16 protein-coding genes are annotated in these 17512 nt (G+C 49.0%); 8 read left to right on the forward strand and 8 right to left on the reverse strand.

All coding sequences use genetic code 11. The features are described 5' to 3' along the window. Positions 1 to 8: 8 nt before the first annotated feature. On the reverse strand, positions 9 to 653 hold the full coding sequence (gene hisG / locus QGP82_RS18170) for an ATP phosphoribosyltransferase (protein ID WP_163662897.1): 645 nt from the start codon (positions 651 to 653) through the stop codon (positions 9 to 11). A gap of 63 nt (positions 654 to 716) precedes the next feature. After that, positions 717 to 1949 carry a methionine gamma-lyase family protein gene (locus tag QGP82_RS18175; protein WP_499060580.1) on the reverse strand — a complete coding sequence of 411 codons (1233 nt, stop codon included), beginning with the start codon at positions 1947 to 1949 and terminating at the stop codon, positions 717 to 719. A 75-nt stretch (positions 1950 to 2024) separates the two neighbouring features. On the opposite strand from QGP82_RS18175, the gene QGP82_RS18180 reads away from it, so the two are divergent. Continuing rightward, a complete protein-coding gene (locus QGP82_RS18180; protein WP_163662902.1) occupies positions 2025 to 2864 on the forward strand; it encodes an acyl-CoA desaturase in 840 nt (279 codons plus the stop codon). Between the two features lie 66 nt (positions 2865 to 2930). On the opposite strand, the gene QGP82_RS18185 is transcribed toward QGP82_RS18180, so the two are convergent. After that, positions 2931 to 3356, reverse strand: a complete 426-nt coding sequence (locus QGP82_RS18185; RefSeq protein WP_163662905.1) for a hypothetical protein — start codon at positions 3354 to 3356, stop codon at positions 2931 to 2933. A gap of 711 nt (positions 3357 to 4067) precedes the next feature. On the opposite strand from QGP82_RS18185, the gene QGP82_RS18190 reads away from it, so the two are divergent. Together QGP82_RS18190 and QGP82_RS18195 are read left to right on the forward strand one after the other, a co-directional pair. Continuing rightward, positions 4068 to 6032: a cation:proton antiporter gene (locus QGP82_RS18190; RefSeq protein ID WP_163662907.1), complete on the forward strand. Its 1965-nt coding sequence runs from the start codon at positions 4068 to 4070 to the stop codon at positions 6030 to 6032. A gap of 158 nt (positions 6033 to 6190) precedes the next feature. Beyond that, complete coding sequence (locus tag QGP82_RS18195; RefSeq protein WP_499060582.1) at positions 6191 to 7459, forward strand: energy transducer TonB; 1269 nt, start codon at positions 6191 to 6193, stop codon at positions 7457 to 7459. 14 nt (positions 7460 to 7473) lie between these two features. On the opposite strand, the gene QGP82_RS18200 is transcribed toward QGP82_RS18195, so the two are convergent. The 3 genes from QGP82_RS18200 to sfsA form a co-directional block, all read right to left on the reverse strand. Beyond that, complete coding sequence (locus QGP82_RS18200; protein ID WP_163697139.1) at positions 7474 to 8199, reverse strand: PHP domain-containing protein; 726 nt, start codon at positions 8197 to 8199, stop codon at positions 7474 to 7476. A gap of 288 nt (positions 8200 to 8487) precedes the next feature. Continuing rightward, a complete protein-coding gene (locus QGP82_RS18205; protein WP_006516492.1) occupies positions 8488 to 8688 on the reverse strand; it encodes a DUF2811 domain-containing protein in 201 nt (66 codons plus the stop codon). A gap of 576 nt (positions 8689 to 9264) precedes the next feature. Continuing rightward, a complete protein-coding gene (gene sfsA, locus QGP82_RS18210) occupies positions 9265 to 9981 on the reverse strand; it encodes a DNA/RNA nuclease SfsA (protein ID WP_499060584.1) in 717 nt (238 codons plus the stop codon). Between the two features lie 395 nt (positions 9982 to 10376). Here sfsA and murJ point away from each other — a divergent pair, with 395 nt between their 5' ends. Next, on the forward strand, positions 10377 to 11981 hold the full coding sequence (gene murJ / locus QGP82_RS18215) for a murein biosynthesis integral membrane protein MurJ (protein WP_163662918.1): 1605 nt from the start codon (positions 10377 to 10379) through the stop codon (positions 11979 to 11981). Positions 11982 to 12014: 33 nt separating this feature from the next. Here murJ and QGP82_RS18220 read toward each other — a convergent pair whose 3' ends face one another. Together QGP82_RS18220 and QGP82_RS18225 are read right to left on the reverse strand one after the other, a co-directional pair. After that, a complete protein-coding gene (locus QGP82_RS18220; protein ID WP_163662921.1) occupies positions 12015 to 12452 on the reverse strand; it encodes a hypothetical protein in 438 nt (145 codons plus the stop codon). 193 nt (positions 12453 to 12645) lie between these two features. Then, positions 12646 to 13098: a hypothetical protein gene (locus tag QGP82_RS18225; RefSeq protein ID WP_163662924.1), complete on the reverse strand. Its 453-nt coding sequence runs from the start codon at positions 13096 to 13098 to the stop codon at positions 12646 to 12648. A 371-nt stretch (positions 13099 to 13469) separates the two neighbouring features. Here QGP82_RS18225 and QGP82_RS18230 point away from each other — a divergent pair, with 371 nt between their 5' ends. The 4 genes from QGP82_RS18230 to QGP82_RS18245 are packed head-to-tail and all read left to right on the forward strand — an operon-like array spanning position 13470 to position 17495. After that, positions 13470 to 14186 carry a hypothetical protein gene (locus QGP82_RS18230; RefSeq protein WP_499060585.1) on the forward strand — a complete coding sequence of 239 codons (717 nt, stop codon included), beginning with the start codon at positions 13470 to 13472 and terminating at the stop codon, positions 14184 to 14186. 21 nt (positions 14187 to 14207) lie between these two features. Next, complete coding sequence (locus QGP82_RS18235; protein ID WP_499060587.1) at positions 14208 to 15269, forward strand: aromatic ring-hydroxylating dioxygenase subunit alpha; 1062 nt, start codon at positions 14208 to 14210, stop codon at positions 15267 to 15269. Continuing rightward, positions 15266 to 16189, forward strand: coding sequence for a ferritin-like domain-containing protein (locus tag QGP82_RS18240; RefSeq protein ID WP_499060588.1), 924 nt, complete (start codon positions 15266 to 15268; stop codon positions 16187 to 16189). Before QGP82_RS18235 ends, QGP82_RS18240 begins: the two co-directional genes overlap by 4 nt. Continuing rightward, the gene (locus tag QGP82_RS18245) at positions 16182 to 17495 is read left to right on the forward strand and encodes a P-aminobenzoate N-oxygenase AurF (protein WP_499060590.1); all 1314 of its coding nucleotides are present in this window, start codon (positions 16182 to 16184) and stop codon (positions 17493 to 17495) included. Before QGP82_RS18240 ends, QGP82_RS18245 begins: the two co-directional genes overlap by 8 nt. The last annotated feature ends 17 nt before the right edge of the window (positions 17496 to 17512 follow it).

Raw genomic sequence — 17512 nt, forward strand, 5'->3', positions numbered from 1 at the left:
AGCAGCACTTAAGCCGCCACCGTCAATTGCTGTCGAATCAAATCAACATACTCGCTCAAATTATCCACATTCAGACGATAGCTCAAAGGATGGGCCACCAACCGAGCCGTGCTTTCAAACAGAACTTCCAACTCCATCAGGTTGTTCTCTTTTAGCGTACGTCCTGTGGAAACCAAGTCCACAATTGCTTCGGACATGCCGGTGATGGGGCCTAATTCTACGGAACCATACAGAGGGATAATTTCAACGGGCAAGTCAATGCTTTGGAAGTAGCGACGGGCGCTATTGACAAATTTGGAGGCAACGCGGCAGTGGGGGGGCAGGTCCAGGGCAGAACGATAGGGACCATCTTGCTTAACCGCCACAGAAAAACGACAGCCGCCAAAGCCTAAATCAGCGAGCTGAGCTACATTGGGCTCTTTTTCGTAGAGCACGTCATAGCCAACGATACCGAGCTGAGCCTGACCGTATTCGACATAGACCGGAACATCCTGAGCTCTTACCAATAGGCCTTTGGCGCGACCGCTGCTTTCAAGAATTTGCAACTGGCGGTTGCTGCTGTCTAAAAATCCACTGAAGTCTAACCCGGCCCCTTGCAGCATCCGGATAGTGTCTTTGAGCAATGAGCCCTTCGGTAGTGCAACGGTAATCATGGGGGCGCTGGTGAGTACTGATGGGTAACTATGTGTAGCTATTGTAACAATTGAATTGGCAGGTTAAGTGGCAGGGCCGATGGCGGCGGCGGCGGCTTCGGCTGCGATCGCAACATGGGTCCAATGGGTGCCTCCCTGGCAATAAACCACATAGGGTTCGCGCAAAGGTCCATCGGCTGAAAGCTCCGAAGTACTGCCATCAATGAAGGTACCACCGGCCATCACTAACTGACTATCATATCCCGGCATGCCAGCAGGTACCGGCTCCACATAGGCTTCCACGGGGGAATGCTGCTGAATTGCTCTGCAAAAAGCCACCAGTTTATCGGGGTCTTCCAAACGTATCGCTTGAATCACATCCCGCTGAGGCGCATCGACCGCTGGATTCACGGCATAGCCTAGCTGACTAAATGTGTGGGCCAATAGGTAATTGCCCTTTAAGGCCTCACCCACCATTTGCGGTGCTAGAAAAAGCCCCTGGAAAAGCAATCGATTTTGATTCAGCGTAGACCCACCAGAGCTACCAATGCCTGGCGAAGTGAGCCGACAGGTGGCGGCTTCCACCAGGTCAGCGCGTCCAGCTACATATCCCCCTGTGGTCACAATTGTACCGCCGGGGTTTTTGATCAGCGAACCCGCCATCAGATCTGCTCCTACTGCCGTGGGTTCACGGGTCTCTACAAACTCGCCATAGCAGTTATCGACCAAACAAACGGTGTCAGGGTTTTGGGCTTTGACCGCCCGGACAATTTGACCAATTTCGTCGACAGTCAGGCTGCTGCGCCAGCTATAGCCGCACGACCGCTGAATCAACACCATTTTGGTATTGGGACGAATCGCTGTGGCCAAACCAGACCAATCAATACCTCCCTCAGAGGTGAGGGGCATCTGCCGGTAGCTAATACCAAAATCCTTGAGTGACCCCTGGCCATTGCCTCGCACACCGATGACTTCTTCCAAGGTGTCATAGGGAGCGCCAGTAACCGCCAGGAGTTCATCACCAGGTCGCAGCACCCCAAAAAGGGCACAGGTAATGGCATGGGTTCCGGAGACAAACTGCACCCTGACAGCTGCGGCTTCCGCCTCAACCACAGTAGCAAACACTTGATCTAGAGTTTGCCGTCCCAAATCATCATGACCATACCCTGAAACCCCTGAGAAATGGTGCGTTCCCACCTTATGTTGTCGAAACGCTGCCAAGATTCGAGCAACATTTTTCTTGACCTGGGAGTCAATTGCATAAAAAATCGAAAATAGTGCTTGCTCTGTCGGCTGCAGTGTCTTCAGGCTATTCACTCGCTTTCCTGGGCTAATGACGCGGGCTCTAATTGTGACGCAAGTTGGCCCCTACGTTAACGCTGAGATTTTTACATGACTGTTGCAAACGTTCCAAAACCTCCTATTAATTGGCCTACAGCGATCTTTATGGTCGCTGTACACAGCATTGCCCTATTGGCATTCTTACCTTCAAACTTTAGTTGGAGCGCTATAGCGGTAGCGCTCTTTTTACATTGGGTGACAGGTTGTTTAGGAATTACCTTAGGGTGGCATCGTCTGGTGGCCCACCGTAGTTTTACGGTACCTAAGTGGCTGGAGTATTTTTTTGTCTTCTGCGGCAGTCTAGCTTGTCAGCATGGTCCCATTGAGTGGATTGGCCTGCATCGGCATCACCATGCCCATTCTGACCAGCCGGTTGACCACCATAGCTCTACCAAGGGCTTCTGGTGGAGCCACATGGGCTGGATTTTCTATGAAGTGCCCGCTGATGGTGACGTTCCCCGGCTGACTAAAGATATTGCTAGGGATCCGTTCTATCTGTTCTGCGAAAATTACTTTTTGCTAATGCAGGTTGCTTTGGGTTTGCTGCTGTATGTCATCGGTGGTTGGTCTTTTGTCCTGTGGGGCATTTTTGTACGTCTCGTTGCGGTTTACCACTGCACCTGGTTTGTCAACAGCGCCACCCACAAGTTTGGCTATAAAACCTTCGAATCCAACGACTACTCCACCAACTGCTGGTGGGTGGCTGTCGTCACCTACGGAGAAGGCTGGCACAATAACCATCATGCTTTCCAGTTCTCAGCTCGCCATGGCCTTAAGTGGTGGGAAATTGATGTCACCTGGATGACGATTCAACTGCTCTCTAAGTTGGGGCTGGCCACCAAGGTCAAAATACCCAAGCAAGAAGATGTACAGGCGGCTTTATTGAGTTAGCTTAGGCAACCGGCTACCATCAACGGCGTGATGTCAAAATAGCGCCGCTCAGGCAACCGGCTACCATCAACGGCGTGATGTCAAAATAGCGCCGCCCGCTAAACCGGCTAGTAATACAGCCAAAATCCTAAATGATGTGGACAGGAGCAGCCAAAATCCTGAGATAGCCAGCAATATAGCTATGATTACCAGCAACCCTAGCCAACTAGATGCAGGTAACTGGCTATATTGCTTCCATTGATGACCTGTCCAACGCCATAGGCGACGATATGGATGGGCTCCTGATAGCTGTTCTAGACCGAAGCCACCATCTCGAATCACATAGATTTGCTGACAGCGATCGCAACCAAACGCTTCAGTCAGAGTGATCTCCTTAATCGTGCCTCGATGGCGGCAGGTCGGGCAGGGGTAGACCTCGCTCAAATCTATCTTTTGAACTAGCTTTTGGGAGCGCAGGGCTCGATCCTTAAAAAACTGGCGATAGCGCAACACTAGTGTGAAAAGAAGGGGCGTTAAGAACTGGAGTTAATGCGAGACCTTTGTCTATAAATGCACCTAAGCCAAGCCTTGTGGCACCTAAGCCAAGCCTTGTGGCACCTAAGCCAAGCCTTGTGAGCTTCATTCTAACCAGCTCAAGAACCTTAGGCATTGCAGCGGTCGACTACATTCTTCCTATTCCCAAAATAGCCACTACTTTCAGGAATGCGACTGATTGTTAAGATCGATTTTAGAGTTGATACAGGTTGTAATTTTATTTACGATCAATACTATCTATTGAAAAAAAAATCTTACAGCTTTCTCCATAAACTTACCGTTTTCAAAAAACTCCCATTAAGATATATGCGTGGGTAGCAATTTTTAGCAACGAATTCCCGTAGATTGTCTACAGTTTTCGTATGCTAAAAATTGCTACCCAACATGGCATTCGACCTTGGTATGTTACCGGCGGTCGGATTGTCGTATCTCCTTATAACTCCTGTGATTTGGGTGGCCTTGGTCCACCCTTTTTTTTGGCCAGTAACGCTTATACACTGGGAGGCCAGCTATATTCTGACCGTTTCCCTCACACGTTAGATGTTAGATTAAGGATTTGAATGCTTTTCTGGGCTGATACAAGCTATCACCGTTACTCCATCAGCCTGCCCATAGTGACATTTTATTATTTAGGCCCCATCCATGGGGCCCCCCTTTTAAATCTAGCCAATGGCAACCCCGTTTGATATCACTCTGCAAATTGTATTAGCGGTCCTAGCTGGTATCACAGCCCAGGTTGTCGCTGAATATTTGCGGTTACCGAGCATTATTTTTCTACTCAGTTTCGGGGTGCTTTTAGGGCCTGACACATTGCAGATCATTGACCCTAAGGTGCTGGGGTCAGGGTTAGAAGTTATTGTCTCTCTGTGTGTTGCGCTGATTTTATTTGAGGGTGGCCTCAATTTAGAACTCAAAGAACTGGGCCAGGTATCTGGCAGTCTACGTAATTTAATTACCATCGGTACGTTTATTACCTTGCTGGGGGGTGGCATGGCAGCCCACTGGTTTGGTGAATTCCCCTGGCCCCTGGCTTTTTTGTATGGTTCGCTGGTGGTGGTTACGGGGCCAACGGTAATCACCCCTTTGCTACGTCAGGTGCAGGTGGAGAAAAAAGTTGCCACTATCTTAGAAGGCGAGGGCGTACTGATTGATCCGGTGGGGGCCATTTTAGCCGTCGTCGTCCTTGATATTTTGCTCAACGGTGACACCGATGTGGGGTTCATTGTGGGTGGATTGGCCCAGCGGCTCAGTATTGGTGCTGTCATTGGCGGTGTGGGCGGTGCTTTGCTAGGGCAGTTTCTCAAACGCGCCGATTTTTTGTCAGAAGAATTGCGTAACCTGGTGGTGCTGGCTAGCGTATGGGGTCTGTTTGGCCTGGCCCAAGAAGTGCGCAGCGAATCTGGATTAATGGCCGCCGTCACCGCTGGTCTAGTCTTACGGGCGTTATCGGTGCCAGATGAACGGCTATTACGCAGATTTAAGGGCCAGCTAACCGTCTTTTCTGTTTCGGTTTTATTTATTTTGCTGGCCGCAGACCTGTCCATTGACAGTGTGTTTGCTTTAGGTGTGGGCTCAGTATTCACAGTTTTGGCACTGATGCTGTTGGTACGCCCCCTCAATATTTATGCCTGTACCCTCAATAGTGATCTCAACTGGCGGCAAAAGATTTTCCTCAGTTGGATTGCCCCCCGCGGCATCGTATCGGCCTCAGTTGCTTCCTTGTTTGCAATTTTGCTCACCGATCGGGGCATCAACGGTGGTGATTCCATTAAAGCCTTGGTATTTCTGACCATCATCATGACTGTCTTTATCCAAGGACTGACGGCCCGTAGTGTGGCAAAATTTCTAGGCATTACCCAAGCCGATGCCACTGGTGTAGTGATCGTAGGGTGTAACCCTGTGGGTCGTTTGGTCGGGCGATTATTTAACCAGCAGGGGGAATCAGTCGTCATGTTTGATACCGATGAAGAGGCGTGCGAGCTGGCCAAACAAGATGGCCTCCGGGTTTATTTGAGCAGTGCTTTGGACGCCGAACTGCTGGATGAAGCAGGGCTCAGTTCCATTGGTACCTTTTTAGCCCTAACGACCAATGGAGAAGTGAATTCGGTGGTGGCCGAAAGAGCCGCTGAAGAATTTCAGCCCCCCCGTGTTTTGGCGGTATTGCCCCGCAGCGACAAGGAAACGGAACCAAAAGCCAATGGCAAAGGGAGTAAGGTTAGGCCGACACCTCTTGCCATCAAAACCTGGAATACATATTTAAAAGATGACGCCGCTGAATTAAAAACCACCCAACTGCAAAATGAGGATTTTGAAAAACAGCGCGAGCAACTGAACAAATTGATTACCAGTGGTGATTTGCTGCCTATTACCGTGCAGCGCAATGGCAAGCTAGATGTGGTTTTAGGGCAAGGGACCTGGCAACCAGGAGATACGGTTACCTACCTAATGCACGATCCGACGCCCCAACTCCTGAGACGCTTATCTGGCGGTAAACGTACCGGACGTTTGGTGACGGATACCCTGCCCCCCTCTGCAGCACCTGCGCCTTCTCTAGATCAGCAGTCTAGTGCCACCAACGTGGCTGATGCTGGGGAAACGCAGGATAAACCTTCAGGCGGCGTGCAAACACCATAAGAGCGATCGCAACTGGCCACCCATGCCACACTTTTTCCCTAAATTGTCTATGCTGATCCCAGTATTCAGACCCAGTGCAGATCTATTAGATTCCTGACTTTTTCTTACTGATTAGCCAAGTGCCCCATTGCACTTGGGAATAGTGCTCTCAACGTGCCATGTCTAACTCTCCTGAGCTATCTCCCCAGCGCCCATCTTTGGTCAAAACCACTCTGCGTAAACTCAAGGAACTCGTCACCAGTCCCTACGGTGTGGCTGCGATTGCCTCCCTGAGCTTCCATGGTGTGCTGTTTGCGGCTATGCCTCGTTTTTCCTCAGCATCCTTCGCCGCCTTTAGTGAAGAAGAGGTGGCAGATGCACCTCGCACTGTCCCTCTGGTAACCCTATCTCCGGCGGAGCAGGGCCGACTGCCTGATTTCAATCGTTCACGACTACCGGCCATTCCTGATATTAATTCGCGCCCTTCCATCAATAACTTGCCCAATGCAAGTTCCCTTAACCGTTCTAATATTTTTACGCGGCCAAATATTTTTAATCGCTCCAGCAGCAATCGCACAACGAATCCATCCCTCAGCTCACCCAATACCCTGAGGCGCAACCGCCCTTTCCAGAATCCCTACATTCCACGGCCCAATATTTCCATTCGAGATACGCCTACACAATCGGGTCAAAGTCGCGATCGCAAAACGACGACGATTACCATTCCAGCACCACCGCCCAGTGTGGTGCCCGAGATCGATACAGACCAGGACACGTTAGCGAGAGAACTCGAACTGGAACAACAGCAAGCTGAACAGGCCGCAGCGGAGCAAACTGAAGCCAATGAAGGACTGCCTGAGCTGCCTGAACAGTCTGACCAGGAAGTAATATCTGAGGATACCGAGAATACAGAGGTAGCGGCTAATCCAGAAGCCACAGACGAGCCCACACAACTGGAGCGGCTACAGGCGAAGTTTAATTATGATGCTGAAAGCACCACTCCAGAAGAAATAGCAGACAATTACGAAGCATGGGAAGCGCAAACTGACAGCGCTATGGATGGAGCTGTGGAAACCGCAGAAATCGGAGAACTAAACCTTGATGCCAGTTTTAACCTGTGTGCTCAAAATCCTCCCACCAATGGCGAAGTGGGTATTTTAGTAGCTCCAGACGGCACCCCCAGCAATCCGAAAGTCTTACGTAGCACAGGCTACGACTACCTTAACCAGGTAGCCATAGACACCCTGATGAATAGCGAATTTCCGGCTACGGAACAAGCCACTCGCTATCCCTTTGAGCTCATCGTCAACTACGACGCTGAGGCTTGCAAAAGTGCCGAAGAACTCTTAGAAATCGTACGAAACAGCGAACCAGATTCTACCGCACCAGATAATAGTCCTAACGAACCACCAGATAGTAACGAGCAGAGTCCTGGGGCAACGGAATAATAGAACCGCTATGCTTAAACTCGACGCGTCAGTGTCATCCCATGACTATCCGTGCCACAGGTACTAAGCAGATCATAGGTATCTGCCAGCCCTTGCACACGTTCTGTTTTTTTGGGTGTCGGTCGCCATTCAGGCGGGTGGTCGTAGGCATAATACGTTTCCACACCATCAATGCCCAAGGCGGCGGCGGCTGGAATCAGCTCTTCAGGGGGGCGGCGGTATCGCACTGGATGGGCCAAAACAGCAACCCCTCCAGCCGCTTGAATTGCCCGGATGACGACTGCGGCATCCCGGTCATTCCCGCTGGGAGATCCCCCTTGCAAATAATGCTTGAAGGCTGCATGTTCTGGATTAAACGCATAGCCCAGAATATGGACATCCACATCCAGCAAGCTAGATGTAATTTCAACACCACACCAAAGCCTGGGTAGTTTTGCCTGATGACTGGCCGACCAAGTTGACGGGTGCTTCCAACGCCAATTTTCCAACCATTGACAGGCTTGTTTATAGCCTTGAATCGTATGGTGGTCCGTAATGGAAAATCCCTTAAGTTGAAGACTAATAGCTTGCTCCATCAGCTCACCAGGACTAAGCTTCCCATCGGAGCAATGGGTATGCATATGAAAGTTGTAGTGATGGGGACAACTGTGGTGAGTAATCTGCTGAAAAACCTGTTGTAATTCTTGGGCAGATTGGCTAGTTAAAGGACGCGAACTGGGGTAGGCAGAGGGCTCAGCCATGGATAGAGCTAAAAACTATTGCATGATACTAATATACCCAAAACTCTTAGGCCATAAGGGCTGAAGAGCCTTCTACTCCGAGAATTATCATTCCAGAAGAGTGCAGCTAGATCGTCTAATACCTCTGAATTCGAGTTGTTGACATCGATCAACCTATTTCCCTTTATCAGGAAGGTAAATGCGATAAAACACCTCACTGACAAAGGAAAATAGCTCTATTGTTTGTTAATCGTTGGAGTTAGACAACTCTCTTAAATCAGTAGGCCCCATTCACCCTAATACCCCTTCTTAGGCAGCGTAATTGAACAGAGTATCTAGATAAACTTTGGACGTTCGACGATCGCTGTCACCGTTTTGCAGAAGGAATAACGACAGCGCTGCCGAAAATACCCGATCTTGATCCCATGCAGGATGATTCTCCAAATAGCCCTTTAAGGATTCATGGAGTTCTTCAGGAATCTCCGCCAGGATACTAACAGTAATTTTCATGGATGGGAAAACCTCAATAGTTGCAGCACGTCCGTCCTGAGAATGCACGGAATGTAACTGCAGGAGGGCAGCAAGAAATCATCAATCCCATTGAAAACACTGTGAACGTCAAAATCGCATGTCGTTGGGACCGTGATAACCCGGTGGTGGTCAAATAATTTTGCTAATGGCGAGAGGCATTGTCAACGTCAATATGATTGAGCATCTCACAATTACTATTTTTAAAAGAACGAAGTCAATAGGGTTTTCAGCTTTTTTCTTAACATTACTTTGTCTTAAATCGACTCTTTCTCATAATCATTAGATTCACGTTGCTATCCCCAGAACTGGAGCTACAGGTTTATCTTTCGTTCTAACCTGTGGAAAACTTGTGGAAAACCCCCGCCTACCTGTGGAAAACTTGTGGATTCCGTGGGGAAAAGTTTGCCAAAAGATAAGAATCAATTTCTTTGCAAAAAGGTAGCCATTGCCACGGAAAATTCGTATCAAAAAGCACATAACATCTACGCACAATCTCTAAAAAAGTTCATATGCATTCCATTTGCGGCATATTTAAATGTTTTGAAATGTTTTGCGCTATAGCACTAGTTCAGCCAATCCGATGTAGTCGATACCGGTTGGAGAAATATCAAATCGGCATGGTAATACCTCCACACCTGCTGCGATCGCATCCCTCAACAGCTGACCATAGTCAGGGTCTGCACTATCACCAGGGGCAAACTGATCACAGTCGCCTCGGTTGATGAAGTACAGCATCACGGCTCGGGATTCCGGCAATAGTGCGGTGAGTTCTCGTAGGTGTTTTTGCCCTCGGGTAGTCACTGTGTCGGGAAACAGGCAAAGCTGCCCCTGAGCCCAGGTGGAGTTTTTGACTTCGATGTATATCGGTCGGTCGTCAGTGGTGAGTAAAAAATCAATTCGACTTTTGGTGCCGTAGGGGACTTCCCGCTTAATCGTGTCGTAAGCACCCAGTTGGTCAAAAATGCGTTCGTTAAGGGCCGTTTGAATCACACGATTCGGTAACGCCGTATTCACACCCGCCCAAACAGGCCCATTGTCATTGACCTCCGCTAGCTCCCAGGTGTAAGCAAGCTTGCGTTTGGGATTATCACTCTGGGACACCATGACCCGACCATTGACGTGACAAACCCCCGTCATCGGGCCTGTGTTGGGGCAATGGGCCGTAACAATGTCTCCTGACGCCAGTTCAATATCGGCCATAAACCGCTTATAGCGCTTGATTAGCCTGCCTTCTAATAGGGGGGGAAAGGTATGGACCTGGATGGGACTCATCAGAAATAAGGTTCAACAACAAATAATAGATGAGTTCAGTGTAGGGGGGTAAACCACCCTAAAGACCGCCCAGGTCGCTTTTTCGAAAATTTAGGCCCCCAGAGCCTCTATCGAATTTCTGCTGTTCAACGGTCAGCCCCCGTAAAATTACGTATTGAACTGTGGTGCAAAACTTGTTAATCTCTAATTCCTGTGAAATTCTTGGAATGCAAACTGGCAGAAGGGCAGGGTGGTTTTTGTCTTCACTACAGTTTTGTTCTTTAGTACAGATTTGATTATCTTTTATACAGGGCTTGAAACGTAGTCGTCATAAAATTGGGTCAGCTATTGTCACTGATCAATTTGTACTTGGCTCCACAACACGCCATAGTTGAGTATTCAATGTTGAGGGTCCAGTGACAAAACGTTCTTTAGCTGGTATTGCCGGCATTGTTGCGATCGCAACATTAATTAGCAAAGTCTTTGGCTTAGTCAGAACCCAGGCCATTGCTGCCACATTTGCTGTCGGACCCGTGGCCGATGCCTATGGTCTAGCCTACGCTATCCCTGGTTTTTTATTGGTGTTGTTGGGGGGCATTAATGGCCCCTTCCACAGCGCTATTGTGCGAGGCGTCGCTAATCGTAAAAAGAGTGAAATCGCTCCGCTGGTAGAAACCATTACAACCTTAGTCGGGATCGGCCTGTTGTTTGTCACCCTGGCCATTGTTATCTTTGCCCCATCCATTATTGGCATATTGGGGAATCGGCTGAGCGAAAACGTAGAGGCGGGTGCCATCACCCGAGATATTGCCATTTTGCAGCTCCGCATTATGGCCCCCATGGCCATGTTTGCCGGACTCATCGGCATTGGTTTTGGCACCCTGAATGCGGCTGATCACTATTGGCTACCGTCCATTAGTCCCCTGTTTTCTAGCAGTGCCGTGATTGTCTCTTTGGGGGTTGTTTTGTTCACCCTGGGGGACAAAATTTCGGAACCTGGCTATGCCCTCGTGGGCGGTGCGGCCCTGGCCATCGGCACGCTGGTCGGCGCAGTGCTCCAGTGGTTAGTCCAGGTACCGGTGCTCTGGAAACAGGGCCTGGGCCGACTGCGGCTGCGATTTAATACCCAGGATCCAGCCGTTAAAGATGTGCTCAATGTCCTGGGACCAGCTACCTTTTCATCGGGCATGATGCAGATCAATGTACAGGTGGATCTGTTTTTTGCGGCGGCTTTACCCGGTACCATTGCGGCGCTAGACTACGCCAATCTCCTGGTGCAAACTCCCCTAGGGATTATTTCCAATGTTATTTTGGTGCCCTTTTTACCGATTTTTGCCCGGTTAGCGGACCCCATTCACTGGGATGAACTAAAACAACGCATCCGTCAGGGATTATTGCTGACAGCATTGACCATGCTGCCCTTAAGTGCCCTGTTCATCACCTTAGCCTTACCCATGGTGCGGGTGGTGTATGAGCGGGGGGCTTTTGATAAAAACGCGTCCCAATTGGTCACATCAGTACTCATTGCCTACGGTGTCGGCATGTTTGTCTATCTGGGGCGAGATGTTTTGGTGCGGGTGTTCTATGCCCTCGGCGATGGCGATACACCCTTTCGCATCAGTCTGTTCAACATTGGGCTGAATGCTCTACTGGACTTTATTTTAATTAGCCGATACGGAGCCCCCGGCTTGGTGTTAGCCACCGTAGGCGTCAACTTAGTATCCATGGTGGCACTGTTGATACTGCTATCTCGCAAAATCAACGGGCTGCCCTGGCTTGAGTGGGCTCAGCCCTTAGGTTTGCTGCTGCTCAGCAGTGGTGTGTCAGGGGCTGCTGCCTGGTTAAGTCGCTTGGGTTTAGAAACCTGGCTGGGTACTGAAGGTTTTCTCGTAAATTTAGTGGTCTTATGTGTAGCTGGAGCAGTCAGTTTAGGGATATTTGCTGCTGCCGCTATGCTTCTAGGGATACCTGAAGCAAAACTGCTGTTTGATCAATTGAAGGCCAAACTACTGCGACGATAAAATCTTAGATTAACCAGCTAACCAATTCACTAACTAACAATTAGGGCAATTCCGTAACTCTTCAAGCTTGCTAGGATCTTTTAGGACCAGGGTGCGGCCCCTAACGGTGTAGTTTTCCCCAACATAGCCTGTGCGGTCAAAGAGGATCTGGTGAATATGCTGATCTAATTTAACGGGGTCCTGGATGCGATCGCGATAGTACTCTTTGATGTCGTATTCAATGCCCAAACTACCCATTAAATTATGGAGTTCGGTTTCCTCGCCACCTAAGAGTGCAGAGCGTGCCGCCGGATTTTGCCACACTTTCAGGAGGATGGTGTAAGGAACCCCGCCTAAGGTCACCACCCCGGTTGTAAATAACACAACCCATGTACCGACAGCCATGAGCGTACCGACGGCTCCCGCAACAATCACCTTGCCCATGGTTTTATTGGACTTTTGGCGAGCCTGGACAGACCGAAGTGAGTACATGACGGGAAACAGGAAAGTAATGTGGAATGTACTTAACCTAGCGAGTCGTTCGAAAAAGCACTAAGTACCCGTAGGTGAATTTATGAAACTTTTATAAAAAGGTAATTTTCGGCTAATCCTCCAGGATTTTCCTCAGATTAAGTCACCTTGATATGGATTGCTGCATAATTATCCCTGAATCTAACCCTGGAATCTAACATTCGGGACATTCATACAATTCTTCAACCATGTCATAGCTTTTCGGTATGAGCTTGCCTCTCACCACCACATAGTTCTCCCCCACGTAACGGGTCCGGTCGTAGAGGATTTGATGAATATGCTGGTCTAACTCCACCGGGTCTTTAATACGCTTGCTGTAGTACCTCTTGATTTCGGCTTCAATGCCCATGTTATCCATCAGGTCATGTAATGCGTACGAATCTCTGCGCAACAGAGCAGCGCGGGTGGCTGGAGTTCGCCACACTTTTATCAATATCGAGTAGGGAACCCCACCCAAGGTAACCACCCCGGTGGTGAACAGGGTCACCCATGTGCCCATCGCTAAAAGTGCAAGCAAAATTAGTCTTGCGATCGCTTTGCCCTTACTACGTGGCTTGGATGGTTGCTGCGATGGTTGGCCCGTCTGAACAGATGGCTGTGACGACATAGGATTATTAAACAGGGGACAAAAGTATTCTTAAGCTAACGAGCCCTCAGAAAGAGTACGGGGCATTTTGATTGATTTCATTAAACCTTTATGACAGATAATTCTTTTTGCCCGATTAACCACAAATTTTGCCAAATAAGGAACCTTGTGGGTGACATCGCCTATAACTTCGCCTCACTACGCATCGTTACGTAGTACCACACACTCTACGGTATGCATTCATTAGCCTCATTGCCTATTCACAAATAGATCAGGCTAAATTCAAACAGACACAGCAAAGTTTTCACTCAGCAGAACTTTGCTAATCCCGTTGGCTAGACCACCCGTTAACTACACCAATGGGAGTAACGCAATCACCTGAGTTCCAAACCATGATGCATTCCCAACTGGTTTCTATTCAAAAATTAAAGACGGACGACCGTGCAGCCATGTATCGTCTACTCAAGCACCATTTTAGTGGTGTGACACCAGACATATTTTCAACGGATTTGGCCCATAAAAATTGGGTTTTATTGATCAAAGACACCATGGAGCAATTAAAAGGATTTTCCACCCTACGACTTTACGATGTGATCGTAAATGGGGAGCCTTTAAGTGTTGTTTATTCTGGGGACACGATTGTTGATCCTACGGCTTGGAGTAGTGCCACCTTACCCCGAGCCTGGATTCAGGCTATCAATCAGCTGCGTCACCCTGACAAACGTCTTTTTTGGTTACTGATTTCATCCGGCTTTCGCACCTACCGCCTCCTACCCACATTCTGGAAAACATTTTATCCTCGCTATGATCAGCCCACACCAGAACCCATGCAGCAGTTAATGGACAATCTCGCTCGACAACAATTTGGCAACACCTATGACCCAGTATCTGGGATTGTACGGTTTACACAGCCCCAAAAGCTCTCTCCTATTCTGGGAACCGTGCCACCAGAACGGTGCTCAGATCCCCATATCCAGTTTTTTGAGCAAGCCAATCCAGATCATAGTCAAGGGGATGAGTTAGTGTGCCTGGCAGAAATCTGCGTTGAAAACCTGACGGCTGCTGGTCGCCGCATGTGGTTTAGTCGCAATCATACATTAGTGGCCTAGCTGTTTAGTGGCCTAGCTGTTATGAATATCGAATCGTTAACCACAGCCCATGACACTGATCAGCTCGCTGGGCAAACGCAAGAGAAAAATCCTGTCTTTAATCGTTCTGATCGATTTGTTGAAGGCTGGTATTGGGCGTTGCCATGCCATCGCTTAAAACCAGGGCAGGCACAGTCCCTCACCCTGATGGGAAGAGAACTGGTGCTATATCGCACCCGCACCCGCCAGGTGGTGGCGTTAGACGGCCATTGTCCCCACATGGGGGCCGCATTGGCCCAGGGAACGATCGATGGTGAGACTATTCGCTGTCCGCTGCATCGTTGGCAATTTGACCAAAATGGTCAGTGCATTGAGATTCCAGCCTGTGGCCAACACCAAACGATCATGGCTAACGCAAAGCTTTGCCCATGGCCTACGGCTGAACACTACGGCATGATTTGGGTTTGGACCGGTAAGACTCCCAAATATCCACCGCCGTATGTGCCTGAGTTAGAAGGTATGGATTGTGATGCGGCTTTAAGCTATCGCTTTGAGCGTAACTGCCACCCTAATGTATTGATGATCAACGCCATTGATGCCCATCACTTTAACTCAGTTCACAATTTGCCCCTAGCAGTGCGATTTAAAGCCAAGGCGCTGAATGACAATGCCCTATGTTTAGACAACACAACCCGCGGTGGGGAAGCCTCAAAGTTTGTTAAACTCATTCGTCCGTTGTATCAGAATGAAGTGACCTATAAGATGTGTTACTGGTATGGCAGCACCGGCACAGTCACCGTCGGGCCAGACTTTTTTCACTTTCACATTATGTTTGCCCTACGGCCTACCCCAGGCGGAAAAACCGAGGGTTGGACCCTATTAATTACCCCTAAGCGGTTTGCTGGCAGGTTCATGAATCCAGTGGTTCTATGGATAACTCGACAGGTCGCCGCCTACTTTGCCACCGGAGATATTCAAGTCTTTCAGGGCATCCGATTTCAGTTTAAAACACCTTTAAAAGCAGACCAATCAATCGTTCAGTTTGCCCAACATCTCAATCGACAAAAAGCTTTGAGTTGGGGAGATTGGAGGAGCGTAACATGACCATACCTAACCTTAGAAAAGTATCTGGTTTTGACCTGCCAACATTAACGGAAAATAACAAGATAAACCGCATATTGACCGCTGCCCTAGGAGAACGAGAGACCATCAATGGGTCTAACGCCTCGTCTATCTATTGGCAGCCCCAATATTTTGATTTAGATCGGGTATCTATCTTTCAAGAGTCTGCTGACTGCGAACAACACCATATTTTGCAACAGTTAAACCGGGGATTATTGCAAGAGTCTTTATCCATCGAACAGGCCGGTGTGGGGTATATGGCTAAGATGGTGCTGCTGGCTGACAGTAACCAAGAACGTATGCTCTATAGTCTGTTTGCGGCAGATGAAACCATGCATTTGGCTCAGCTACAGCCTTATGCTGCATCAGCAATAGCTCCTACAGAACTCAACGATCCATTTTTACAATTACTCTCTGACATTGTTGAGAGTTCTGACAAAACCGTTCTCCTATTTGTTTTGCAAGTCGTGTTAGAGGGGTGGGGGCTAACCCACTATCGCAGCTTGGCCAGGGCCTGTACCGACTCGTCACTGAGGGCCTTATTCCAAAGTTTTCTGCAGGCGGAGGCACGACACCATGGCACCGGAGTCACCTTGCTAAATCAGACTGAGATATCAGGCAACAGTAAAGCGGCCATTGTGGACTGTCTGGCGACTTTTTTGCAAATGGTGCGCGTAGGTCCCCAGCGGGTGGTGGCTGCGATCGCAACCACAAAAGGTCATCTTTCTCGCCCCCAACGTATCCAAATCTTGCAACAGTTAGACACTGTGACTCACAGCCATCAACGGCTACAGCTTTTAAAGCATCTCATGGCTAGCACCAGCCATGGCATCGTTAGCCAGCTCGCAGACCAAGATTTATTCACCCCCCTCAATGCCGAGGAGGCCGCTAATTATGGATAAAAATTATCATACCGATCAGCTACTCAATAAAGAGAACCTAGAAAAGCAGAACAAGCCAAGTAACAGTCAATCTGACCCCAGGAACATATTACTGAACACCCCGTTACAGCGCCGATTAGAAATCAACTATCGACGTAATCAAAAGCAAGATAATACTGAGCTTTTAGATGACGCTGGCCAGGCATTTAGCTATGACGCTTGCCGTGATAGCCCTTGGAATCCTGAAACCTTCTCACTGCTGTATGGCACTCCTTTATGGCACCAGGCCAGCGAGTACCAAAGAACAGTATTAAATCAGCTGTATTGGGTGGCCTACTATGCTCAAATTATCTCCGCTGAAATTGCCACCATCTTTTTTAACCAGACCAGTGCCGCGGCCCTGTATGCCCACGATGGGTTTCGCACCATCTGCGACATGTTAGACCTGGAATCTTCCCAGGAGCGCGCCCACATCAGCGCGTTTCGCAGCGTGGCAGACCAAACGGAACAGGCCCTATTGGGTAAGCGACTGTTTAGCTATCCCATGCGGGGACCGTTTACCGAAACCATGATTTTTGCAGATACTAACCAGCTAAAACGCTGGTGGAAGCAACTACAGCTCCAGGCCTTTGGGCTCATCTCTGCCTGCAACAGTTTTCTTGCTTGTCAGTATTTTACAGTGCGCGGACTGCGCACCCTCAATGGCAAACTGGTGCAGCATCAGCTCAGTCGCTATTACCAAACCCATAACGATCAGAAGAATGCTCCGATTCCATCAAAAATCTCGTTCTACCACTTTATGGATGAGAGTTTTCACTTTAATAGTTCCACCCTGCTCTCCCATGAGGTGATCCAGTGTTTGCCTCAGCCCACACCATTTGAAGCATTCGTGGCCAACCTTGGCATTCGTGGCTGTCAGCAGGACCATCAGCAGTTTTCAGTCGCCGTCAACGGCATCTTTTGGCATGATCCGGCGTTGTATCCCAAGGTGTATCAGTTGTTGCGATCGCCCCTCTTCTCCATGGACGATGGTGACGCTAAAGCCATGATGCAGGCTTGTTTCACAGAAGAATCTGAGGGCTTACACCGCAGTTATAAAACCCACCAGGAAGCCACGGCCTCCTACCAAGCGTATCTAGACCCCTTAGATTATGTTTGGCCCAGCAATCGCACCATGGCGATTATGCAAAACGCTTCCATTGAGGGGTATCTGCACACACAGCGGCAAGCATTATTTAGATTTTTTCAGGATCGGGTGTTAGCGGGCTTCAGCTACGCTCAGCCCGCCAACTTAAACGATTATCCGAAAAATTGCCCGAATGATTGATAAGCGTATTGAAAACA

This window comes from Leptothoe sp. LEGE 181152, assembly GCF_032906605.1.
Taxonomy (GTDB): domain Bacteria; phylum Cyanobacteriota; class Cyanobacteriia; order Phormidesmidales; family Phormidesmidaceae; genus Leptothoe; species Leptothoe turfae.